The organism is Salinispora cortesiana (assembly GCF_000484695.1).
GTDB classification, from domain to species: domain Bacteria; phylum Actinomycetota; class Actinomycetes; order Mycobacteriales; family Micromonosporaceae; genus Micromonospora; species Micromonospora cortesiana.
Map to the genome: position 1 here is coordinate 87,292 of NZ_AXVR01000002.1, position 22,272 is coordinate 109,563.

A 22,272-nucleotide genomic window follows, 5' to 3' on the forward strand; every position below is an offset into this window, starting at 1 on the left:
GGGCCCGACCCTACGGTTCCCGCTCCGGGAGGCGGATCAACGGGTCCCGGCCGGGCGGCTGCTCCGGGGTCTGGCTCGGCTCACTCACTGGTGGGGTTGGCCGGGTCACCGGTTCGGCCGCGGTGACCTCGATCCGCTCGCCATAGTGCAGCAGTTCCAGCGTCTCCTCGGGGTCGCCGTGCTGCAACGCGTACGTGGTCTGGTGCGGCTGGATGTCGACCCGAAGTTGGGTCTGGTGCCAGTGCAGGGAGAATTCCAGCCGGCCCAGGCGGTTGGAGAGCCGGGGCGTGAAACAAAGCGTTCCGTCGTGCTCGCGCAACCCGCCGAACCCGGCGACCAGGGCGATCCAGGAACCGGCCAGGGAGGCGATGTGGACGCCGTCGCGGGTGTTCTCGTTCAGGTCGTGCAGGTCCATTAACGCGGCCTCCCGCAGGTAGGTGTGGGCTAGCTCCGGATACCCCACCTCAGCTGCCAGGACGGCCTGGGTGCAGGCCGACAGCGACGAGTCGCGGACGGTACGACGCTCGTAGTAGAGAAAGTTGCGTAGCTTCTGCTCCGGGGTGAAGGCGTCCCCCCGCCAGTGCATCGCCAGCACCAGGTCGGCCTGCTTGATCACCTGCCTGCGGTACAGATCAAAGTACGGATAGTGCAGCAGCAGCGGGTACTTCTCCGGCGGGGTGTGGACGAAGTCCCACTCCTGGAACCGGGTGAAGCCCTCGACCTGCTCGTGTACGTCGATCTCCGAGTCGTACGGAATGTGGATGGAGGCCGCGGCGTCCCGCCACGCCGCCGCCTCCTCGTCGGTGACTCCCAGGCGCGCGGCCTCGTCCCGGTATCGCAGCACCGTCTCCGCCGCCGTGATCAGATTCCGTTGCGCCATCAGATTGGTGTAGATGTTGTCGTTCTTGATGGCGGTGTACTCGTCCGGGCCGGTCACCCCGTCGATGTGGAACTGCCCGTGCCGGTCGTGGTGGCCCAGCGACCGCCACAACCGTGCGGTCTCCACCAGTAACTCCAAGCCGATCTCCCGCTCCAGCTCGGTGTCCTGGGTGGCCTGAACGTAGCGACGTACCGCGTCGGCGATGTCGGCGGCGATGTGGAAACCGGCGGTGCCGGCGGGCCAGTAGCCGGAGGATTCTGGTCCCTCGATGGTGCGCCAGGGGAAGGCCGCGCCCGCCAGGTTGAGCGTGCGGGCCCGTTCCCGCGCGGTCGGCAGGGTGTGATGCCGCCACTGCAGGGCATCGCGCACCGCGGTGGGGTGGGTGTAGGTGAGCACCGGCAGCACAAACATCTCGGTGTCCCAGAAGGCGTGGCCGTCGTACCCCGGTCCGGTGAGGCCCTTCGCCGAGATCGGCCGACGTTCGGCCCGGGTACCCGCCTGGAGCACGTGAAAGAGCCCGAAGCGCACCGCCTGCTGCACCTCCGGGTCGCCCTCCACCTGCACGTCGGCGGAGTCCCAGAACTCCTCCAGGTACTCCCGCTGTTCCCGCAGCAGCCCGTCCCACCCGTCCAGCTGGGCGGCGGCCAGCGCGGCACCGACCTGGTCCCGCAGTGCCGGCAGCGATCGGCGACTGGACCACCCGTACGACAGGTGCTTCACGACTCGCAGCGTCTCGCCGGGCTTGAGCACGCAGGCGATGGTGGTCCGTACCCAGTCCTCGTACCCCTCGGACTCGATGTTGGTCCGCGCGGTGGTCTGCACCTCGTGCTCCATCGCGGCGGCGAGGCGCAGGCCGGAGACCTTCGTGCGGTGGATCAGCAGGCCCCCGTCATGGGTGGTCAGCTCCTCCTCGGCATACAGCGGCGACTCCAGCACCGCCGCCACCCGCGGATCCTTGCTCTGGGCCGGCAGGGTTTCGTTGGCCACCAACTCCGACTGGACGATCAGCCGTAGCGGCTTGCCGTCCACGACCTCGACCTCGTAGTTGATGGCGGCGGCGGAGCGCTGGCGGAACGAGACCAACCGGGTGCTGCGGACGCAGACCTCCCGACCGGCGGGCGAACGCCAGTGCACGGTCCGGTGCAGCGTGCCGTCGCGCAGGTCGAGCACCCGCTCGTGGGCGAGGAGTTCGCCATATCGCACGTCGAGCGGCTCGTCGTCAACCAGCAGCCGGATGAGCTTGCCGTTGGTGACGTTGACGAGGGTTTGTCCGGACTCGGGGAAGCCGAAGCCGGTCTCCGCGTGCGGCAGGGGGCGGAGCTCGTAGAAGGAGTTCAGGTACGTTCCCGGCAAGCCGTACGGCTCGCCCTCGTCGAGGTTGCCGCGCAGGCCGATGTGCCCGTTGGAGAGGGCGAACACCGACTCGGACTGCGCCAACACATCCATGTCCAGTCTGGTTTCTCGGACATGCCATGGCTCGACCGGGTAGGCGCGCTCTCGGATCATGCGTCCGGCTCCCGTTTCTCGATCAGCTCCGCGAGGTCCCGCACGACAATGTCTGCACCCTGCGCCAACAGCGCGTCGGCCTGCCCGACCCGGTCCACGCCCACCACGTACCCGAAGTCACCGGCCCGACCGGCGGCGACTCCGGCGAGGGCGTCCTCGAAGACGGCCGCGTTACCCGGAGCCACCCCGAGCCGTTCGGCCCCGGCCAGGAAGGTGTCCGGTTCTGGTTTGCCACGTAACTTCTCGGCGCGGGCGACGAGACCATCAACCCGGGTCTCCAGCAGCTCCTCCAGCCCAGCTGCGGCGACCACCTCACGGCCGTTGGCGCTGGCGGTGACGACCGCGCGGCGCAGTCCGGCGTCGGCAACCGCCCTGAGGTACGTCACCGAGCCGGGGTAGACCTCCACCCCATGTGTCCGCAGCTCCTGGAGCAGCCGGACGTTCTTGCAGTTGCCGATGCCGTGGACCGTGTCGGCCTCGGGCGGGTCGTCCGGCGTTCCCTCCGGAAGCACGATGTCCCGCGAGGCGAGGAAGGTGCGGACCCCGTCGTACCGGGGCCGGCCGTCGACATACCGGCGGTAGTCCTCATCCGGGTCGAACGGCCGGAACGGCTCATCGATGTCGGCAGCGTGCCGGCGCAGGAACTCGTCGAACGTCGTCCGCCAGGCGGCGTTGTGGACGCGAGCGGTCTGGGTGAGCACCCCGTCCAGGTCGAACAGGCAGGCGGTCACGTGCGCAGGCAGACCCAGCATCGTTCGAATCTATCCAGCCTGGTCGTGGCGCAAACCGTTTCGGCGGTCAACGCGCCGATCAGTGCGGGCGAAGCGTCCAGACGATGGTCATCTCCCCGGTGGGCTTGCCCTCCTCGGTGGCGATCTCCACGCCGATCCGGAACTCGGGTCGCTCTCCGGCGTCCAGCTCCGCGACCACGTCGGCGACCGGCCGATCGAGCCGCGCGGTCGCCCGCACCGGCCCCATGGCGAGCTTCCGGTATGCGATCTCAGCGCTGACGGCGAGCGGTGTCGCCCGGTCGAGCACCGACGCGAAGGCGGCCACCACGACCGCACCGGAGGCCGTCTCGCCGAGGGTGAACATCGCGCCGGCGTGCGGCCCACCGACATGGTTGTGGGTAGCTGGCGTGTCGGGCAGCCGGACCACCGCCTTGATCGCGCCGCCGGCGTCGGGGGCCACCTCGACGAATTCGAAGCCCAGCGTACGGGCGAAGGGCACGGCCGCCAGCATGCTGGCGGCCACCTGGCTCACATCGATGCTCATACCCGCACATGTTACCGATGAGTAACCAAGGCGGCAAGGCGATACTCAGCGCCCGACCGGCGCCGGGCTCCCACGTCAGCGCCAACCGACGTCGATCCGGTCGCCGTGCTCGTCGAAGAAGTGCAGCGCGTCCGTCCGGACCTGGATCGCCAGCTTCTGCCCCGGGGATACCGCGGGGTAGGGCGCCAGCCGCACCGCCAACTCCGCCGACCGGCGGTGGTGTCGACCCGGATCGGGGAAGACGCTGACCGGCGTACGGCTCGCCACGGCCCGCTGCTCCTCACCCACCGCACCGGACCGACCCGCGATCCGCCGCACCACCCGGCCGAACTGACGCAGGCCGCGTTGCCGGACCGCACCCCCGTCTGCGGCCACCGCCGCCTCGTCCACGACGACCGCGGTAGCGCCGATGTCGAGGAAGGCAAGCGATTCGTGCCCGTGATGCTCCAGGTGCCGGAGCTGCCCGTGCAACACCGGGCCAGGGGTGTTCGGAGCGGTCGGGGTCAGCGCCTCGGCCCGCATGCCGACCACGATCCGCTCACCGTGATAGTGGCCTACCGCCCGGGCGCGCATGTCGTCCCACGGGAGGTGCAGCGTCTGCTCCCCGAGGTTGAGCGCGACGTGTTGGTCCAAGTGCACATGGACCGCGGCCTCCAGCAGGTTCATCCGCGGGGTACCGAGAAACGTGGCGACGTAGAGGGTGGCCGGGCGGCCGTAGACCTGAGTCGGGGTGCCGACGTCCTGCAGGATCCCTTTGCGCATGATCGCCACCCGGTCGGCCATGGTCAGCGCCTCGGTCTGGTCGTGGGTCACGTAGAGGGTGGTGACCCCCAGCTCCCGGGTCAGTCCAGAAATCTCCGCACGCAGCTCGGCGCGGAGCCCGGTGTCGAGATTGGATAAGGGCTCGTCCATCAGGAAGAGCTCCGGCCGACGCACGATCGCCCGCCCCATGGCGACCCGCTGACGCTGACCACCGGAGAGCCGTCCGGGCCGGCGGTCGAGAAGGTCGTCGATGCCCAACGCGCCTGCGACATCGGCGACCCGTTCGCCGCGCCGCTCCGCCGTCAGGCCGGCCAGACGCAGCGGAAAGGCGATGTTGTCGCCGACGCTCAGGTGCGGGTACAGGGCGAAGTCCTGGAAGACCATCGCCACCGACCGGTCCCGGGGCGGCAGATCGTTGGCGAACTCGCCGTTGAGGAAGACCGCACCGGAGGTCGGATCCTCCAGGCCGGCGACCATGCGCAGCACCGTCGACTTGCCACAGCCGGAGGGGCCGAGCAGCACCATGAACTCACCGTCGTTGACGTCAAGGTTCAGGCGGTCAACGGCGAGGGTGCCGGTCCGGAAGACCTTGGTCACATCCTTGAGCGCGACGGTGGCCATCCGTTCCTCCCCCACCCGACCAACTCGGACCTGAACGACTGTGACGAGCCCCTCTCAACCTGCATATCGGATGAACGTTCAATCTTGGCCGCAGCGGACGCTAGCTGGCCGGACCGGCTTCGGCGACAGCGACACCGAAGATCCGCCGGACCACCCGTTCGGCGGCGTGGCCGTCGTCGAGCCGACAGAACCGGTCTCGGAACCGACGCCGCGCCGCCTCCGCCGACGAATCACGCAGCGCGTCGGAGCGGAAGAGGTCGAGCAGACCGGCGAAGTCCGTCGCCACCGCCCCCGGCGGCTCCGCGATCACATCCAGGTAGACGCCGCGGGTCAGCCGGTACGCTGCCCAGTCCGGCGCGTACACGACAATCGGCCGGTCCAGGACGGCGTAGTCGAACATCGCCGACGAGTAGTCGGTGACCAGCACGTCGGCGGCGAGGTAGAGGTCCTCCACCCGGGGGTGGCCGCTCACGTCGCGCAGTCGGTCCGGGTGGGCCGGATCCGGATTCTGGGGGGCTCGGTCGTCGAAGTAGTGACTGCGCATCAGCAATCGACCGGCGGGCCCCAACGCGGCGAGGAACCGCTCCGGGTCGAACGGCGGCCGGTAGCCCGGCAGGTGCTCCCGGTGCGTCGGTACGTAGAGCACCACCTGCTCGCCGACCCCCAGGCCCAGCTCGGCCCGGATCCGCAGCACCTCCTCGGTGGTGGCGGTGGCCAGCCGGTCGTTGCGCGGATAGCCCACCTCCAGCGTGGTGTACGCGGCCGGGTAGGCCCGCTCCCACATCTGGGTGGAGAAGCTGTTCGAGGTGATGCTGTAGTCCCACCGATCCACCCGGTGTAGCAGCCCCGGGAAGTCCATCAGGGCCCCGACCGGGTAGCGCTGCTGGTCCAGGCCCATCACCTTGACCGGCGTGCCGTGATGGGTCTGCACATGCACGGTGCCGGGGCGTTTCCGGACGAAGTTGGGAAAGTTGACGTTGTTGACCAGCCAGCGGGCCTGCGCCAACGCCCGGTAGCCCGCCGGGGTACCGGCGACCACGTAGTCCACCCCCGCCGGCAGCGAATCCACCCGGTCCCGCCGCACGATCCACACCCCCCGCACGTGCGGGGCGATTCGCCGAGCAGCCTCGTAGATGGCCGCCGGATTGCAGGCGTAGCCGCGGTACCAGTAGGCGGCGTACACCGCCAGCCGTGGGTCGACCGGCCGCAGCAACTCGGCCCGGTAGTACTCGCGCAACCCGACGTCCCGAATCCGCCGGAGGAGCGGCACGGCTCCGCGCCGGGCCCGCCGGGTGGCGTGGGCAGCGACACCCCGGACCCGGGCGGCACCGACCAGTGCGTTGTAGGTACGCCACCGGCCGGTGGCGACCAGGCGATGCTTCAGCCCTTCGACCCCGGGCGGGGCCGGCCGGCCCGGCGCCGGACGCCAGCGGGCGTGGTCGGCGGCGATCCGAGCGAAGAAGGCGGGCCGCAGGTCCGCCGGGATCCGCTCCCCGGTGCCGAGCACGGCCAGGTAGTGCCAGATCATCCGTTCGAAGAGGGCCGGGCGGAGGTCGTCTTCGGCCGCTCCCACCTCGTCCAGGAGCGCGAACACCCGGTGCCACTGCGCGAAGACCTCGAAGTGCCGGTCCCCCCGGGTCCGGGTGATGGCGCCGGCCCGGCGCTGCCGATAGTTCACGCAGACCTGGTCCAGCACCCCGATCCGCTTCGCCCGGAGGAGCACGGGGTAGGTGAACGAGACATCCTCGTACCAGCCGGGGGCGAAGCGCAGCCCGTGTTCGAGCAGGAACTCGCGGCGCAGCACCTTGTTCCACACGGTGTGCAGCAGTCGGATCGTCTCCGGCCGCTCACGCAGCCGGAACGTCGCCGCCCCGGGCGGAGACGGAAAAACCTCGCGCATCCCACTGCGGGTGGTGCGCCCGTTCCACCAGGCCCGTACGTGGTCAACGACGAGGACATCCGGGTTGGTGGTGCGCAGCCGCTCGGCGACCTCGACGAGGCACTCCGGCGCCAACCAGTCGTCGCCGTCAACGAACCACACGTACTCCCCGCCGGCCTGGTCCAGGCCGGCGTTGCGGGCTGGGCCGAGTCCCCGGTTCGCCGGCAGCGCGATCGTCCGTACCCGTTGGTCACGGGCCGCGTACTCGGCCAGGATCTCGCCGCTGCTGTCGGGGGAGCAGTCATCGACACCGATCACCTCGATCCCGGCCACCGGCTGCCCGAGGATCGAGTCCAGGCATTCGCGCAGGTAGCCCTGCACCCGGTAGGCCGGGACCACGAAGCTGATCAGTGCCACCCGGCCCCCTAACCCGGTGGGCGACCGCCAACAGCACCGGTCGATCCCGCCGCCCGTGCGGCACGGGCAGGCCGAATCACCCAGGCGAGGGCCACGCTCCCCACGAAGACCACTAAAAGGTATATACCGAGTGTAGCCATACCAATAGCAGCAATTCCGGTGATCGCGGAGAGCGTCAGCACCGCCGAGCGCCCTTCCCAGCCCAGCGTGGCGTCGTGCAACGGCGGGGCCAGCTTCCGCTTCTCCAGCCGCGCGGTCAGGTCGTAGTGGTGCAGGGTCAGCACGAAGACGTACCCAAAGACCAACCAGGCTGGGACGCCCCCGAGCACGCCGACCAGGATCGCAAAGAGATACTCCGCCGCGCGTAGCGCCGCCGGCACCAGCCAGTCCAGCGCCCCGCCGTGCACGGCCCGCGCCCCCGCGGCAGCCAGCAGCAGCGCGCCGAGCCCGACCAACGCCGTCCACCGGGGGAGGGAGTCCGGGCCGAAGAGCGCGAGCCCGAGCAGCACCGCTGCCACCAGTACCGCCGACACCGCCAGCCCCAGCGGGCCCGGCCAGCGCGGCGTCGGCAGGGCGCGGGCCAGCGTCCCGTCGTCCCGATGCAGGGAGGTGTCCACCGTGTTCAACACTCCGACCCGCATCGAGCGGGCCCGCAGCAGCCGCAGCGCCGCGGTGTACCCGAGCGCCAGCACCATTCCGGTCAGCACCGCGAAGAGGGCGACCCGCTGGTCAAACAAGGCTGCCGCCAGGGCGATCAACGCCCATCGCTCACCGATCGGGAAGACCACCGTCCGCTTCAGCCAGTAGGTCACCGAGCCGACGTCGGCCTGCACCCGATTGGAGGCGGCACTGAGCCGGGCACCGAACCCACCCCCCGAGGTCGCCTGCGGCCGACGGGCCGCCTCGTCGTGCATCGCGCCGTACCAGGTGTCGCTCATGTGCCGGACGGTCTGCACGGCCATCGCGGCGATCGCCAGAGCCCACCCGTAGCGGAATCCGGCCTGGGTGGCGCCGTAGCCAAGGCCGGCGTAGACGATGAACTCCTTGGCCCGGTCGGCCATGGTGTCGAGCCACCCGCCCCAGGCGCTGAAGGTACGGGTGTAGCGGGCCAGCTGCCCATCCACGCAGTCCAGCACGAAACCCAGGTAGAGCAGGACCGCACCGGCGATCAACGCGGGCCGCCCCCCGGCACCGAACAGCAGCGCGGCCGCCACCGCGAATGCCACCGAGATCATCGTGACCGTGGTGGGGCTGAGCCGGAGTCGGGCCGCCGCCTTCGTCACGTACGGCGACCAGGTACTGACAAAGAAGGTGGTGAAGAAGTCATCTCGCTCCTTCACCGACAACCGCAACTCGGCCCGGTCCGGGTCAACGGCGGCGACGGCCGCCTCGGCGGTGGCCCGGTCGTCGGCGGCGCCGACCCGGCGCGCGACGAGTAGCCGTACCCGGTGGGCGAAGGTCACCGCGTCGCGGGCCACCAGGTCGGCGAGGAGCCGGTCGACGGCGGGCTCGTCGTCGACGACACCGTGGGCTGCAACGGCTCCCACCGGTACGACCTCAGCGGCGATCGCCCGCGCGGCGACGACCAGTACCGGCAGGTTGGCCGGATCGACCCGCAGCGCACCGCCGAACACCCCGGTGGCCTCGCCGTCCAGTGCCGCCGGCGATCCGGCGGCGACCACCTGCCCCCGATCCTCTCGAACCGCCGCCCGACCGGGCGCCGGCGGACCGGCGAGCACCAGCGCCACCGTCGGCCCAGCCGGGCTGGTGGCGAGGTGCCGCAGGACGGCCGTGTGCGCGACCAGATCAGCGCCGGTGACGAGGACCGGACCAGGAGTCGACTCCGCCAGGTCAGCCAAGGTAGCCAGGTCACTGACCAGCCGCACCTCGTCGATCCCCGCGTGGCGGCACTGCCCGGCCAGGTGGTCGGCGAGGTCCGCTGATCCGTCGGCGGTCAACACGAGCGCGAGCGTCACCGGGCCACCGCCCCGTGATACGCGGCCAGCGCCTCGGCCATCGTCCCGTCCATGATCATTCGGCCGGCATCGAGGTAGAAGCCGCGCCGACAGAACCGGGTCAGGTCCTGTTCGTTATGTGATACCAGCACCAGAGTGCGCCCCTCTCCGAGCAGACGATCGATCGTCGCATAGCACCGCTGGCGGAATTCGGCGTCCCCAACCGCGGTAACCTCGTCCATCAGCAGGACGGGGTGCGGCAGGTGCGAGATGATCGCGAATCCGAGCCGGACCTTCATGCCGGATGAGTAGTGCCGGACCGACGTGTCCAGGGCCTGCTCCACCTGCTTCCCCGCGAACGACACGATCTCGTCCACCCGGCGACGCAGGTAGCTCGGCGAGAGACCGTGCAGGCCACCGACCAGGTAGAGGTTCTCCCGACCGGTCAGCTCGGCGGAGAAGCCGGCGGAGAGCTCCAGCAGCGGGGCGACCGCGCCGCGCACAGTGATCCAGCCCTCGTCGGGGATCAGCACGCCGGCGATGAGCCGCAGCAGGGTGCTCTTGCCGGTGCCGTTGCGGCCGATCACGCCGACCGTGTCGCCGGCCGCGATCGAGAAGGAGAGATCTCGTAGCGGCCAGAACCGACCATCGGCGCGACCACCGCGACGCCCCCGGTGCAGGGCGAGGTCCCGCAGCCGCAGTTGCCGGCGTCGGTTCCGGACGAACCGGATGCCGAGCCCCGCCGCTTCGATGATCGGATCGGCCATCTCACAGCTCCTTGAGGACCGCCGGCTCGAGGCGGCGGAACGTCCACCAACCGACGGCGAGCACCAACAGACAGCCGGTGAGCGTGGTGCCGAGTAGCCGGGCGTCGGGGAACTCGTCGGGGTACCAGACCGCGTGGTGCAGTTGGAAGATCCCGACCAGGGGGTTCAGCTCGTACCCGGCCTTGAGCCAGTCGGGCAGGCTGGAGTCCCGAACCAGGCCGAAGGGGTAGATGATCGGCGTGGCGTAGAAGAGCACCCGGACGACCAACCGCATGACCCGCTCGACGTCGCGCATCAGCACGTTTGCCGCGGAGAGCAGCAGTGCCAGGCCGACCAGCAGAACGCCCTGGAGGGTGATGGCCAGCGGGAGGGCGAGCACCGACCAGCCCGGGTGGATCCGCCCCGCCACCGCGTATGCCGCCGCAGCCGCCACCAGGAGGGGCAGGCCGGCCAGATACTCGGCGACCCGCCCGGCGACCCGCCCGATCGGGAAGAACTGGCGGGGAAGGTTCATCGTGGTGATCAATCTGGCCTGGCCGGTCAGCGCGTTGGTCGCCTCGCCCAGCGCGGAGCTGGCCCACATCCACGCGAAGATGCCGGTGAACAGGAACAATGGGTACGAGTCAGCCGCCTCACCCAGATACCGGCCGGTGTCCCGCTCGTACAGCACACCGAAGACAAACCAGTAGATGGCACCGAAGCCCAGTGGCTCGATCAGGGACCAGAAATAACCCAACGCGGACTGCTGGTACTTGACCGCGAGGTCCCGCCGAACAAGGATGCGCAGCGCGCCCCGATGCGACCAGAGCGTCCCGACGCCAGCGGCCACCGCGTCGCCTCCTGCCCGGTCCGCGCCCCACCCCCGACCGGCGGGCCGGTGGCACTCAGCACTCGATCACGTTGACGGCGAGGCCGCCCCGTGCCGTCTCCTTGTATTTGACCTTCATGTCCGCCCCGGTCTCCCGCATCGTCTTGATCACCTTGTCGAGCGAGACGTGGTGCACGCCGTCGCCCCGCAACGCGAGCCGAGCAGCCGTGATCGCCTTGATGCTAGCCACCGCGTTCCGTTCGATGCAGGGGATCTGCACGAGGCCGCCGACCGGATCACAGGTCAGCCCCAGGTTGTGTTCCATGCCGATCTCGGCGGCGTTCTCCACCTGCTCCGGGCTGCCCCCCAGCGCCTCGGCCAGCCCGGCCGCCGCCATCGAGCAGGCCGAACCCACCTCGCCCTGGCAACCCACCTCGGCGCCGGAGATGGAGGCATTCTCCTTGAACAGCACACCGATGGCCCCGGCCGCGAGCAGGAACCGCACCACACCGTCCGCGGTGGCGCCCGGCCCGAACCGGTCGTAGTAGTGCAGGACCGCCGGGATGATTCCGGCCGCGCCGTTGGTCGGCGCGGTCACCACCCGGCCACCGCCGGCGTTCTCCTCGTTGACCGCGAGGGCGAAGAGGGTCACCCAGTCCATCGCGCGCAGCGGATCCACCGCCCCCCGGCCCGCCGTCGACCGCATCGGGTCCGCGTCCATCATCAGGCCGCGGTACAGCTCGGCGGCCCGCCGCCGGACCCGCAACCGGCCGGGGAGAACACCGTCGCGTTCGCAGCCCCGCGCCACGCACTCCCGCATCACCCGCCAGATCTCCAGCAGGCCGGCACGCACCTCCCGCTCGCTCCGCCAGGACAGCTCGTTGGCGAGCATCACCTCGCTGATCGACAGCCCGGTCTCCCGGGTCACGGCCAGCAGCTGCGCACCGGTCGAGAAGGGGTAGCGCACCGCGGTGGTGTCCGAGGTGATCCGGTCCGCCCCCGCCGCCGCCTCATCCACGACGAACCCACCCCCGACCGAGTAGTAGGTACGGGCCCGGAGCTCGGCACCGGTCGAGTCGTAGGCGGCGAAGGTCATCCCGTTCGGGTGGTACGGCAGTGACCGGCGGCGGTGCAGCACAAGGTCCCGAGCCGAATCGAAGTCGATCTCGTGTGCGGCGAGCAGCGAGATCCGCTGCTCGGTACGGATCCGGTCGATCCAGCCCTCGACGGCGTCGGTGTCGACCGTCTCCGGCTCCGCACCGGCGAGCCCGAGCAGGACCGCCCGGTCGCTGCCGTGGCCGCGACCGGTCGCCCCCAGTGAACCGAACAGCTCGGCGCGAATCCGTACCGTCTCGTTGAGCTGCCCATCCGCCTTGAGGCCGGCGACGAACGTCCGGGCGGCACGCATCGGCCCGACGGTGTGCGAGCTGGACGGCCCGATGCCGACACTGAAGAGATCAAAGATGCTGATCATGGCTGCACTTCCTCGCCGTCCTACCCACCGCGCGGGTCACCGGTCCGGATTGACCGCCGTCACGGCGGGCCTTCCCGGGTGCCCGGAACTGTCGGGCCGACCGGCCAGCCTACCCGCCCCGGCCCCGACACCCACCCGATGCCGCGGCCCACACCGCCCCCTCGCCCGGAGGGGTCAGGCGAAGGCGGACAGGCCGGTCAGCCGCTGCCCGATGACGAGCTGGTGGATCTCCGAGGTGCCCTCGTAGGTGAGCACGCTCTCCAGGTTGTTGGCGTGCCGCAGCACCGGGTACTCACCGGAGACGCCGTTGGCCCCCAAAATCGTGCGGCACTGCCGGGCGATCGCCAACGCCTCCCGAACGTTGTTGAGCTTGCCCACGCTGACCTGGTCGGGGCGGAGCCGGTCGGCGTCGGCGAGCCGACCGAGCTGCAACGCCAGCAGGTAGCCCTTGCTCCACTCCACCGCCATGTCGGCAAGCTTCGCCTGGGTGAGCTGGAACCCGGCGAGGGGGCGGCCGAACTGGGTACGGCTACCCGCGTACTCCAGCGCTGTCTCCAGGCAGTCCCGGGCCGCGCCGAGCGCTCCCCAGACAATCCCGTGCCGCGCCTCGGTGAGGCACCCCAGCGGCGCCTTCAGCCCGACGGCCTCGGGCAGTCGGGCCGTCGCCGGCAGCCGCACGTCGTCAAGGGAGATCTCCCCGGTCACCGACGCCCGCAGCGACATCTTGCGCCGAATTTCGCGCACCGTGACTCCGGGCGTTGCGGTCGGCACGACGAATCCGCGGATCCCCTCGTCGGTACGGGCCCAGATCACCGCAACATCCGCGATCGTCGCATTGGTGATCCACATCTTGGTGCCGTGTAGCACCCAGTCGTCGCCGTCGCGCCGGGCCCGGGTGGTCATCGACGCCGGGTCGGAACCGTGGTCCGGCTCGGTCAGCGCGAAACAGCCGATTGTCTCCCCGGCCGCCATCGTGGGCAACCAATGCTGCTTCTGCTCCGCACTGCCGTAGCGCCAGATGGCGTACATAGCCAGCGACCCCTGCACCGAGACCAGGGAGCGGATGCCCGAGTCACCCGCCTCCAGCTCCAGGCACGCCAGACCGTAGGCGACGGCCGAGGCGCCGGCGCAGCCATACCCGGTCAGGTGCATGCCGAGCAGGCCCAGCTTGCCGAACTCCCGGGCCAGCTCCCGGGCGGGCACGCGGCCCTCCTCGTACCAGCCAGCGACGTGGGGCCGCACCTGCTCGTCCACCAGCTGACGGACGACGGTGCGAATCTGCCGCTCCTCGGCGCTCAGCGACGAATCGACGTCCAGCAAGTCGAGAGAGCTCATGGAGACACCTTAACGAAGACTCACCCGCGCGCCACTTCGTCGACCGCAGCGGGAAAGACGAATACCCGGGCATGGATCTGGTTGCGCTGCTGCAGCGCGGCTCGCAGCGCCCGATGCAGCCCGTCCTCCAGGTAGAGCCCGCCGTTCCACTGCACCACGTGCGGAAACAGGTCGCCGTAGAAGGTCGAATCCTCGGCGAGGAGCTTGTCCAGCGCCAACTCACGCTTCGTGGTGATCAACTGATCCAGTCGCAACGGACGCGGAGGGATCTCGGCCCACTGCTTGAGCGTCAGGTTGTGCTCGGGGTATGGACGCCCATCCCGGACCGCTCTGAAGATCACGACAGTAAGCTCCCCTCCCCGCGACCGGCCGCCCCCGAACCGGCACCGCTGCGTGCGACGCCGCCAGCAGCGGCGCCCATGACCATGTCAGCCTAACCGGCCAAGTCACGTCGTGTTCCACTGCTTTATGCCAGTTTCGCCCCGACAGATCGCTTTATCAACCAGACAAAGCCGCGTTTTCCGGGGCTAACTCCAACGACCACGTCGAACCACCTCATCCACCGGGCGACGCCCGCGGCGCAGCGACGGCGATCGTTGATCCACCGCACGGTAGCCGATAGTGACCGCACCGACCGGCTCATACTCCAGCGGCACTCCGAAAGCCTCCCGATATTCCTCCAGCCGCTGCGGCGGAATACCGAAAAAGCATGCCCCCAGCCCCTCATCAACTGCGGTGAGCAGCATCAATAACGCGGCGAAGCCGGTGTCGATGTACCAGTAGGGCATCGACCAGCGCTCCGTGGACCGGTCCGCCCACCCCTTGTCCGGCTCGGCGTACCGGTCCAGGTACGCCGATCGGTTGGCGTGCGGCACGATGATCAATGGGGCCCGACGCATTCCGGTCAGCCAGCGTTCCCGACCGCCCGTGCCCGGCGTGGTCGCCGCCCAAAACCGATCCCGATCCTCGGCGGCCTCCAGCACCAGGAAGCCCCACCCCTGGGAGAAGCCCGCCGACGGTGCCTGGATCGCGTGCGCCAACAGGCGGTCCACCACCCCCGGTGGCACCGGCCGATCCGGATCATAGTTGCGGACCATCCGACGACGCCGGACCACCTCGACGAACTCCATCGCACCTCCTCGGGCTACGCCGGCCGGATGCCCCAGGCACCACGCCAGGTGTCGCCCGGCCGCAACGTAATCAGATCCCGGCCGGAGCGGAACGCATCCGGCGGGCAGGTCATCGGCTCCAGCGCCACCGAGCGCCGACGCCGCGCCCCGGGGCGGGTGTCCCCTGTAAAAACCTGCCACCAGCCAAACCGCCGGTCCGCCCAGACCCGAATCCGGGCCCCACCATCCGGGGCGGCCAGCTCGACCGCCGAACCACCGTCGCCGTCCCGGACCACGTCGCCGAAGGTGTCGTCAAGCACCGCCCGGCCAATCCGACGCGGCACGGTCCAGTCGTACTCGGTGCCGACGACCGAGGACTGGGCAATCGGCAGTAGCCGTCCGTCCACCTGCAACCGGCTCCGCGCCGGCAGTCTCAGCACCACATCGTCGACCGAACCACCCGGCACCCGCAGGTACGGGTGCACCGCGAAGCCGAAGGGCGCCGGTTCGCCACCGCTGTTGGTCACCGCATGCTCGGCGCGCAGCCCGTCCGGGCCGACCCCCCACCGACTCCACAGCCGAAGCGACCAGGGGTAGCCGGGGGTGGCGGCCAACTCATAGCCGAGCGTCACCGCGTCGGCCGATCGCTCCAGCAACCGCCAGGGCACCCAGTTGACCAGCCCGTGGAAGGCTGCGCCATGCTCCGGATCGCTGATCGCCAACTGGAGGTCGCGGCCCTCGAAGTGGTAGCTACCGTCCCGAAGCCGGTTCGGCCAGGGGGCGAGCACCTGGCCGGCGGAGTCCGGGCACAGTTCGGCCGCGGTGTACCCGTCCAGGTGCTCCACCCCGTCGGAGCGGTAGGTCCGGATTCCACCACCGACCTCGACGATCACCGCCTCGTGACCGGAGGCCGCGATGGTCCACTGTGCCCCCGAGGGGGCCGACTGCCCGGGGAAGTCCATCTCCGGACCCTAACCGGTAGAACCGCTGCCCGCCGGCGACAGCACCGGTCAGACCCGCTGCTCGCCGGCGACAACCGCCCTCCGGTAGCGGATCAGGGCCGGGAAGGCCACCGCCAGCCCGAGCGCGAGTACGGCCGAGAGCAGACCACCACCAACCCAGGCGACACCGCTGCCGAAACCACCGGACATCGCGCCGGCCCGCAGGTCACCGAGGCGCGGCCCCCCGGCCACGACCACCGTGTTCACCCCCTGAAGCCGGCCCCGCATCCGGTCCGGCGCGTAGACCAGCAGCATCGACTGGCGTAGCACCGCGCTGACCAGGTCGGCCGCCCCCGCCACCGCGAGCAACAGGACCATCAGCCAGAGCTGCTGGGCCAACCCCGCCGCCGCAACCGCCAAACCCCAGCCGATCACCACCACGACCAACCCAAGCCCCTGCCGGTGCAGCCGGCTGATCCAGCCGGAGGTGAGGCCAGCCAGCATGGCGCCGATCGCGATGGCGCTGAAGAGCCAGCCGACGGCCGCCCCGCCACCGAACCGCTCCTCGGCGATCTCCGGAAACAACGCCCGCGGCAGCGCCAACACCATCGCGATCAGGTCGATGGCGAACGACAGCAGTAGCACCGGCGTAGTGGTCAGGTAACGGAGTCCGTCCCGGATCCCCGCCAACCCACCGCGCCGCACCTCACCGTCGCCGAGCGGCTCCGGCGGCATCGCCGGCAGCCGCAGCGCGGCCACCACCAACCCGGTGAACAGGAGCGCGTCCGCCGCGTACGCGATCGGCAGTCCACCCTCGGTGCCGGCGACCGCGAAGATCAGACCAGCGGCGAGCGGGCCGACCACCGAAGCCGCGGTGAAGGTGGTGTAGTTCAGGGTGGCCGCCGCCGGGACCAGCCCCGGTGGCAGCAGTCGGGGCAGGGCCGCGGTTCGCGCCGGCGCGCTGATCGCGAAGCCGGCTGAGTGGACGGCCACCAGCGCCAGCAGCAACACCGGGCTACCCACGCCGAGCGAGGCCTGCGCCAGCAGGCCAAGCATCGTGGCCCAGAGCAGCGCCGAACCGCCGAGCAGCACCCGGCGCCGGTCCCGCGCGTCGGCCACCGCTCCGCCCCAGAGCCCAAATAGCAGCAGGGGCGCGAAGCCGGCGAGGCCGAGCAGGCCAACCCAGTAGGACTCCCCGGTCAGGGCGTACATCTCCACCGGGACAGCGACCGAGGTGAGTTGGAAGCCGAACATCGCCATGGTGTTGCCGAACCACATGCGGCGGAACGCCGGCACCGCCAGCGGACGCAGGTCGATCGCCCACCGGCTGCTTCGCCGCCGGGCCTCCCGCACCTCGGTCACGGCGCCAGCCGCTCGACGACCCAGCCGCCCCCGTCGGTGGCACGGAACCGCAGCCGGTCGTGCAGCCGACTCGCCTGGCCCTGCCAGAACTCCACCTCGTCGGGGCGGACCCGAAAGCCACCCCAGTGCGGCGGCGCCGGGATCGGCGCCCCCTCAGTGAAGCGCTCCGCCGCCGCCCGGTAGGCGGCGTCCAGCGCCGCCCGGTCCGGGAGCACCCGCGACTGCTCACTCGCCCACGCCCCGAGCTGGGAGCCGCGCGGCCGGCTGGCGAAGTACGTCTCGGTCTCGGCCCGGTCCAGCCGTTCCACCCGACCGGTCACCACCACCTGGCGCTCCAGCACGAACCAGGGGAAGACCAGGCTCGCGTACGGGCTGGCGGTCAACTCGGCGCCCTTGCGCGAACCGTAGTTGGTGAACAGGACGAAACCGTCCGGCCCGTACCCCTTCAGCAGCACCGTACGGGCACTCGGCCGACCAGCCGCGTCGGCGGTGCCGAGCACCATCGCGTTCGGCTCGGGCAGACCGGCGGCCACCGCTTCGGTGAACCAGCGGTCGAACTGGGTGTACCAGTCACCGGCCAGGTTGGTCTCGGTCAGGCCCAGGTCCGCGGCGTACTCGTTACGCAGGCTCGCCGGCGGCACTGTGTCGCCTGTCACATCCACTCCCCTCCCAAATGGCGGGCTGACCCGTCGTGGCGCTGGCAGCCTGCCCGTACACCCCAGTGTCACCGATCCCCCGCCGGCCGTTCCGTCCGGGGATGTCGCGTGAGGCACAGCGGTCACGGGTCGAAAGTCCCGTAGTCAGCAGGCAAGATGTCACGAACACATCCCTGAGGGTCGCCTAAGGCACTGGGCCCGACGAGGGCCCGTCCCGGGCGCACCGAGCCAGATCCAGGAGACGACATGGCCGACTTCAAACCGGGACTGGAAGGCGTCATAGCCTTCGAGACCGAGATCGCCGAACCCGACCGGGAGGGTGGATCGCTGCGCTATCGCGGCGTGGACATCGAAAATCTCATCGGTCAGGTCTCGTTCGGCAACGTCTGGGCCCTGTTGGTGGATGGACGGTTCGGCCCGGGTCTACCGCCGGCCGAGCCGTTCCCGGTTCCGGTGCACTCCGGTGACATCCGGGTGGACGTGCAGTCGGCGGTGGCGATGCTCGCCCCGTACTGGGGTCTGCACCAGTTGCTCGACATCTCCGACGAGCAGGCCCGCGAGGACCTGGCCCGGGTGTCGGTGACCGCGCTCTCCTTCGTCGCCCAGTCCGCGCGCGGCCTGGGACTGCCGGCCGTACCGCAGAAGGAGATCGACAAGGCCTCCACCATCGTCGAGCGCTTCATGAAGCGCTGGCGGGGCGAGCCGGACCCGCGGCACGTCAAGGCCGTGGACGCGTACTTCATCTCGGCCGCCGAGCACGGCCTGAACGCCTCCACCTTCACCGCCCGCATCGTCGCCTCCACCGGCGCCGACGCGGCGGCCTGCATCTCCTCCGGCATCGGTGCGCTCTCCGGGCCGCTGCACGGCGGCGCGCCCTCCCGGGTGCTGAACATGCTCGAGGCCGTGGAGCGCAGCGGTGACGCCGAGGGGTACGTCCGGGGCGTGCTCGACCGCGGTGAGCGGCTGATGGGCTTCGGCCATCGGGTCTACCGGGCCGAGGACCCGCGCGCCCGGGTGCTCCGCCGCACCGCCAAGGAGTTGGGGGCCCCACGCTTCGAGGTCGCCGAGGCCCTGGAGAAGGCCGCCCTGGCCGAGCTGCACGCCCGCAAGCCGGATCGGGTTCTCGCCACCAACGTCGAGTTCTGGTCCGCGGTCGTGCTGGACTTCGCCGAGGTGCCCGCCCACATGTTCACCTCGATGTTCACCTGCGCCCGGATGGGCGGCTGGAGCGCCCACATTCTGGAGCAGAAGAAGCTCCAGCGGCTCGTCCGCCCCTCCGCCCGCTACGTCGGGCCCGGCCCGCGCCGGCCGCACGAGGTCGAGGGCTGGGACCAGGTTCCGCACGGTGTCTGACCGTCCCGACTGAGCCGGTCTCACGACGGGGCTGTGGTGCACGCCTCACCCCCGTCGGTGAGACCGGCGGCCATCCAGGCGGCGACGGGTGTAAGGATGAGGACTGGCAGCGCCGCCGGTCGGAGGATCGGCCGTGCGCGCCTCAGATCCGCGCGCCGTCGATCTGCCCGGCCCCTCCCTCGCCCTGCGGAAGGATTCCAAGACCGTGGCTGACGCATCGACCATCCGAATTCCCGACGACATCAAACCCGCCGACGGGCGGTTCGGCTGCGGCCCGTCCAAGGTTCGCCCGGCGGCGGTCTCCGCACTCGCGGCCGCGGCCAGCGGCTACCTCGGCACCTCGCACCGCAAGAACACGGTCCGCGACCAGGTCGCCCGACTTCGCCGGGGGATCGCCGAGTTCTTCACCCTGCCCGAGGGGTACGAGGTCGTCCTCGGCAACGGCGGCACCACCGCCTTCTGGGAGGTCGCCGCGTTCGGCCTGATCCGGGACCGGGCCCAGTTCGCCAGCTTCGGCGAGTTTGGCGCCAAGTTCGCCAAGTCGGTGCAGGACGCACCGTTCCTCGGTGAGCCGACCATTCACCAGTCGCCGGCCGGTAGCGCCCCGAGCCTGGTGGCGGAGGCCGGCGTGGACGTCTACGCCACCCCGCACAACGAGACCTCCACCGGTGTCGCGGTCCCGATCCGCCGGGTACCCGGCGCGGACGAGGGCGCGCTGCTGCTGGTTGACGGCACCTCCGGCGCCGGCGGGCTGGAGGTCAACGTCGGCGAGACCGACGTCTACTACTTCGCCCCGCAGAAGTGCTTCGGGTCCGACGGCGGCCTGTGGCTGGCCCTGATGTCCCCGGCGGCGTTGGCGCGCGCGGCCGAGGTCAAGGCCGCCGGCCGATACATCCCCGCCTTCCTCGACCTGGGTACGGCGATCGACAATTCGCGGCTGGAGCAGACCTACAACACTCCGGCCCTGGCCACCATTCTCCTCGCCGCGGAGCAGACCGACTGGATGAACGCGCAGGGGGGCCTGACCTGGGCAGCCAAGCGCACCGCGGAGAGCGCCGGCATCATCTACGGCTGGGCGGAGAGCTCCCCGGTGGCCACGCCGTTCGTCACCGATCCGGCACTGCGCTCCAACGTGGTCGCCACCGTCGACTTCGTGGCCGAGGTGGACGCCGCCGCCGTCGCGAAGGCGCTGCGCGCGAACGGGATCGTGGACACCGAGCCGTACCGCAAGCTCGGTCGCAACCAGCTGCGCATCGCGCTCTTCCCGGCGATCGAACCAGCCGATGTGGAGGCGTTGACCGCGTCGATCGACCACGTGGTCGATCGACTCTGACCTCCCGGCACGGTGGGTGGCCTTCCGCACCGCGGCAGCCACCCAGCGTGATCATTATCGCAGCTCACCCGGGAATCGCGGGGTGTCGGTTCCCCCACCTGCGGGCAGATGGGCGTACGGTGGTACGAACGCCCGGGTGGCTCGCCTGTGGCGCGGGGCCAGCGAAGCGGGACGGAGGAAGACCATGCGCCCAGTACGCTTCGTCGCCCTCTCCGAGGACGGCCAGGCACTGGTCCTCACCGACGAGGTCGGGCGACTTCTCGCGCTCCCCATTGACGAGCGCGTCTCCACCGTCCTGCACACCGAGCCCGGATCCGCCCCCCTGACGGTGGCCTCGACGCCGGGCACCGACCCGGCCCCGTCCCTGGCCCCACGGGACATCCAGGCCCGGATCCGGGCCGGTGAGTCCGCCGAGGATGTCGCCCGGATCGCCGGTGTCCCCGTTGACCGAGTGCTGCGCTACGCCGGCCCGGTCCTCCAGGAACGGGCCATGCTCGCCCAGCATGCCCGGCGCACCCGCCTGCGGGGGGCCGAGAAGCCGACCCCACTCGCCGAGGTGGTCAACGGCCGACTGTCCCAGCATGGCATCGACACTGAGAAGATCTCGTGGGATGCGTGGCGTCGCGACGACGGGACCTGGCGGATCGTCGCCACCTGGCCCTCCGGCAAAGCCACCGCCCAGGCGGTGTGGGAGCTGGAGAAGTCCCGGCAGTCGGTCACGCCACACGACGACATGGCGCAGTACCTCTGCGCCGAGCGTCCCATGCCGATCCTCGGGCAGGAATCAACGTCCGAACGTGGTGGCCACGGGCTGCCCGGCCCGGCGCGGGCCGAGCCCGGCCGCGGTGGGCACGGCCTGCCGGGTCCGGCCGAGCCCGCCCGGCCAAGCCGCGATCCGATCCGCGCCGGTCGGGACGCCCTGCTCGCCTCCCTGGACCGCCCGCTCGGCAGCGCGTCCGGCCGTGGCCTCGAGCCCCGGAGCCCGGCCAGCCTGGAGGCACCGCGGCCACGGACGGTCGCGGGCGGCGCGGCGGCGCTGCTCGGTGGCGGCCCGGGGTCGGCCTTCGACGACGACTCGGATGCGCCGAAGGAGGTGCCGGCTGTTCCGTCGCTGGCCGTGCTCCGGCCGCGCCGCACGGGTGCCGCGGCGACGAGCAGCACCGAGTCGGGCGAGAGCAGCAACAAGCCGCGCAAGCGGCTACCGAGCTGGGACGACGTACTCTTCGGCGGCGCCCCGGCCGCCCGCGAGTCCTCCTGACTCACAGCTGCCAGACGGCCAGGCGGTGATAGCTGGGGGGCGACCCCGGTTGGCTTCGCGTCAGCACCAGTTCCCGCGCCGGCCACTGGGGGCCCTCGTAGGTCTGTAGCGCCGCGACGTCGGCCGCAACCTCGGCCGACGTCAGTCGGTCGCCGGGCCGGGCCACGGTCAGGTGCGGGCGCAACGGCTTCTCGTCATGGCGCAGGTCGTTGGCCCGCAGCCGGGACCGAACGAGTCGGCCCAGCAGGTGCAGCTCCGCCACCTCACCCCGCAGGTCCACCCACATGACGGTGGAACGGCCCTGCCCGAACGTCCCACCGCCAGCCAGGCGAAGCCGCGGCGGGGCCAGCCACGAGTCGCGGGACCGCCGCGCCGCCTGGTCGAGCGAGTGCTCCACGGCCCCCAGCCGGTCCGCTGCCACCGTTGCGAGGAAGGCGAGCGTGACGTGCGCCTGGGCCGGGTCGGCGAGCCGGACACCGACGCCGGCGCTGGCAGCCCGGCCGACCTGTAGCTCCGTGATCCGCGCGCGGAGGTGCTCCACCGCCGCCGGTGGCGGGTATACGGCGACGAAGAGTCTCAAC

The 22,272-nt window shown here is 70.8% G+C and carries 19 protein-coding genes; 3 read left to right on the forward strand and 16 right to left on the reverse strand.

Translation table 11 applies throughout. The annotated features are described in order from the left end of the window. Nucleotides 1–10: 10 nt before the first annotated feature. From K228_RS0102035 to pdxH, 15 genes are all read right to left on the reverse strand, one after another. Nucleotides 11–2,386 carry a glycoside hydrolase family 65 protein gene (locus tag K228_RS0102035; RefSeq protein ID WP_025616898.1) on the reverse strand — a complete coding sequence of 792 codons (2,376 nt, stop codon included), beginning with the start codon at nucleotides 2,384–2,386 and terminating at the stop codon, nucleotides 11–13. Continuing rightward, nucleotides 2,383–3,138, reverse strand: coding sequence for an HAD family hydrolase (locus K228_RS0102040; protein WP_025616899.1), 756 nt, complete (start codon nucleotides 3,136–3,138; stop codon nucleotides 2,383–2,385). The genes K228_RS0102035 and K228_RS0102040 overlap by 4 nt, the downstream gene beginning before the upstream one ends. A gap of 58 nt (nucleotides 3,139–3,196) precedes the next feature. Beyond that, complete coding sequence (locus tag K228_RS0102045) at nucleotides 3,197–3,661, reverse strand: DUF4442 domain-containing protein (protein WP_025616900.1); 465 nt, start codon at nucleotides 3,659–3,661, stop codon at nucleotides 3,197–3,199. A gap of 75 nt (nucleotides 3,662–3,736) precedes the next feature. Next, the gene (locus tag K228_RS0102050) at nucleotides 3,737–5,044 is read right to left on the reverse strand and encodes an ABC transporter ATP-binding protein (RefSeq protein ID WP_025616901.1); all 1,308 of its coding nucleotides are present in this window, start codon (nucleotides 5,042–5,044) and stop codon (nucleotides 3,737–3,739) included. Nucleotides 5,045–5,144: 100 nt separating this feature from the next. Then, entirely contained in the window at nucleotides 5,145–7,340 is a 2,196-nt protein-coding gene (locus tag K228_RS0102055; protein ID WP_025616902.1) for a bifunctional glycosyltransferase/CDP-glycerol:glycerophosphate glycerophosphotransferase, read from the reverse strand. Nucleotides 7,341–7,348: 8 nt separating this feature from the next. Next, nucleotides 7,349–9,316, reverse strand: coding sequence for a DUF5941 domain-containing protein (locus tag K228_RS0102060; protein ID WP_025616903.1), 1,968 nt, complete (start codon nucleotides 9,314–9,316; stop codon nucleotides 7,349–7,351). Continuing rightward, nucleotides 9,313–10,062 (reverse strand): ABC transporter ATP-binding protein, encoded by a 750-nt coding sequence (locus K228_RS0102065; RefSeq protein ID WP_025616904.1) that lies wholly within the window; start codon nucleotides 10,060–10,062, stop codon nucleotides 9,313–9,315. Before K228_RS0102065 ends, K228_RS0102060 begins: the two co-directional genes overlap by 4 nt. A 1-nt stretch (nucleotide 10,063) precedes the next feature. Continuing rightward, nucleotides 10,064–10,891 (reverse strand): ABC transporter permease, encoded by an 828-nt coding sequence (locus K228_RS0102070; RefSeq protein WP_025616905.1) that lies wholly within the window; start codon nucleotides 10,889–10,891, stop codon nucleotides 10,064–10,066. Nucleotides 10,892–10,946: 55 nt separating this feature from the next. Then, entirely contained in the window at nucleotides 10,947–12,344 is a 1,398-nt protein-coding gene (locus K228_RS0102075) for an L-serine ammonia-lyase (RefSeq protein WP_025616906.1), read from the reverse strand. Between the two features lie 174 nt (nucleotides 12,345–12,518). Beyond that, nucleotides 12,519–13,679, reverse strand: coding sequence for an acyl-CoA dehydrogenase family protein (locus K228_RS0102080; RefSeq protein WP_025616907.1), 1,161 nt, complete (start codon nucleotides 13,677–13,679; stop codon nucleotides 12,519–12,521). 20 nt (nucleotides 13,680–13,699) lie between these two features. Further along, nucleotides 13,700–14,020, reverse strand: coding sequence for a type II toxin-antitoxin system VapB family antitoxin (locus K228_RS0102085; RefSeq protein ID WP_025616908.1), 321 nt, complete (start codon nucleotides 14,018–14,020; stop codon nucleotides 13,700–13,702). Between the two features lie 186 nt (nucleotides 14,021–14,206). Then, on the reverse strand, nucleotides 14,207–14,809 hold the full coding sequence (locus K228_RS0102090; RefSeq protein ID WP_025616909.1) for a nitroreductase family protein: 603 nt from the start codon (nucleotides 14,807–14,809) through the stop codon (nucleotides 14,207–14,209). Between the two features lie 14 nt (nucleotides 14,810–14,823). Beyond that, nucleotides 14,824–15,750, reverse strand: a complete 927-nt coding sequence (locus K228_RS0102095) for an aldose 1-epimerase family protein (protein ID WP_025616910.1) — start codon at nucleotides 15,748–15,750, stop codon at nucleotides 14,824–14,826. Nucleotides 15,751–15,798: 48 nt separating this feature from the next. Next, complete coding sequence (locus K228_RS0102100; RefSeq protein WP_025616911.1) at nucleotides 15,799–17,091, reverse strand: MFS transporter; 1,293 nt, start codon at nucleotides 17,089–17,091, stop codon at nucleotides 15,799–15,801. Further along, a complete protein-coding gene (gene pdxH, locus K228_RS0102105) occupies nucleotides 17,088–17,753 on the reverse strand; it encodes a pyridoxamine 5'-phosphate oxidase (protein ID WP_025616912.1) in 666 nt (221 codons plus the stop codon). The genes K228_RS0102100 and pdxH overlap by 4 nt, the downstream gene beginning before the upstream one ends. Nucleotides 17,754–17,993: 240 nt before the next feature. On the opposite strand from pdxH, the gene K228_RS0102110 reads away from it, so the two are divergent. The 3 genes from K228_RS0102110 (at nucleotide 17,994) to sepH (ending at nucleotide 21,691) form a co-directional block, all read left to right on the forward strand. Beyond that, nucleotides 17,994–19,100, forward strand: a complete 1,107-nt coding sequence (locus tag K228_RS0102110; protein WP_025616913.1) for a citrate synthase 2 — start codon at nucleotides 17,994–17,996, stop codon at nucleotides 19,098–19,100. A 205-nt stretch (nucleotides 19,101–19,305) separates the two neighbouring features. Further along, entirely contained in the window at nucleotides 19,306–20,433 is a 1,128-nt protein-coding gene (serC, locus tag K228_RS0102115; protein ID WP_025616914.1) for a phosphoserine transaminase, read from the forward strand. 184 nt (nucleotides 20,434–20,617) lie between these two features. Further along, complete coding sequence (gene sepH / locus K228_RS0102120) at nucleotides 20,618–21,691, forward strand: septation protein SepH (protein WP_025616915.1); 1,074 nt, start codon at nucleotides 20,618–20,620, stop codon at nucleotides 21,689–21,691. 1 nt (nucleotide 21,692) lies between these two features. On the opposite strand, the gene thpR is transcribed toward sepH, so the two are convergent. Then, the gene (thpR, locus tag K228_RS0102125; RefSeq protein ID WP_025616916.1) at nucleotides 21,693–22,271 is read right to left on the reverse strand and encodes an RNA 2',3'-cyclic phosphodiesterase; all 579 of its coding nucleotides are present in this window, start codon (nucleotides 22,269–22,271) and stop codon (nucleotides 21,693–21,695) included. Between the last annotated feature and the right edge of the window lies 1 nt (nucleotide 22,272).

Coding starts and splice junctions, on each gene's coding strand:
- K228_RS0102035 (WP_025616898.1), bottom strand. CDS start 2,386: ATGATCCGAGAGCGCGCCTACCCGGTCGAGCCATGGCATGTCCGAGAA.
- K228_RS0102040 (WP_025616899.1), bottom strand. CDS start 3,138: ATGCTGGGTCTGCCTGCGCACGTGACCGCCTGCCTGTTCGACCTGGAC.
- K228_RS0102045 (WP_025616900.1), bottom strand. CDS start 3,661: ATGAGCATCGATGTGAGCCAGGTGGCCGCCAGCATGCTGGCGGCCGTG.
- K228_RS0102050 (WP_025616901.1), bottom strand. CDS start 5,044: ATGGCCACCGTCGCGCTCAAGGATGTGACCAAGGTCTTCCGGACCGGC.
- K228_RS0102065 (WP_025616904.1), bottom strand. CDS start 10,062: ATGGCCGATCCGATCATCGAAGCGGCGGGGCTCGGCATCCGGTTCGTC.
- K228_RS0102075 (WP_025616906.1), bottom strand. CDS start 12,344: ATGATCAGCATCTTTGATCTCTTCAGTGTCGGCATCGGGCCGTCCAGC.
- K228_RS0102080 (WP_025616907.1), bottom strand. CDS start 13,679: ATGAGCTCTCTCGACTTGCTGGACGTCGATTCGTCGCTGAGCGCCGAG.
- K228_RS0102090 (WP_025616909.1), bottom strand. CDS start 14,809: ATGGAGTTCGTCGAGGTGGTCCGGCGTCGTCGGATGGTCCGCAACTAT.
- K228_RS0102095 (WP_025616910.1), bottom strand. CDS start 15,750: ATGGACTTCCCCGGGCAGTCGGCCCCCTCGGGGGCACAGTGGACCATC.
- K228_RS0102110 (WP_025616913.1), top strand. CDS start 17,994: ATGGCCGACTTCAAACCGGGACTGGAAGGCGTCATAGCCTTCGAGACC.
- sepH (WP_025616915.1), top strand. CDS start 20,618: ATGCGCCCAGTACGCTTCGTCGCCCTCTCCGAGGACGGCCAGGCACTG.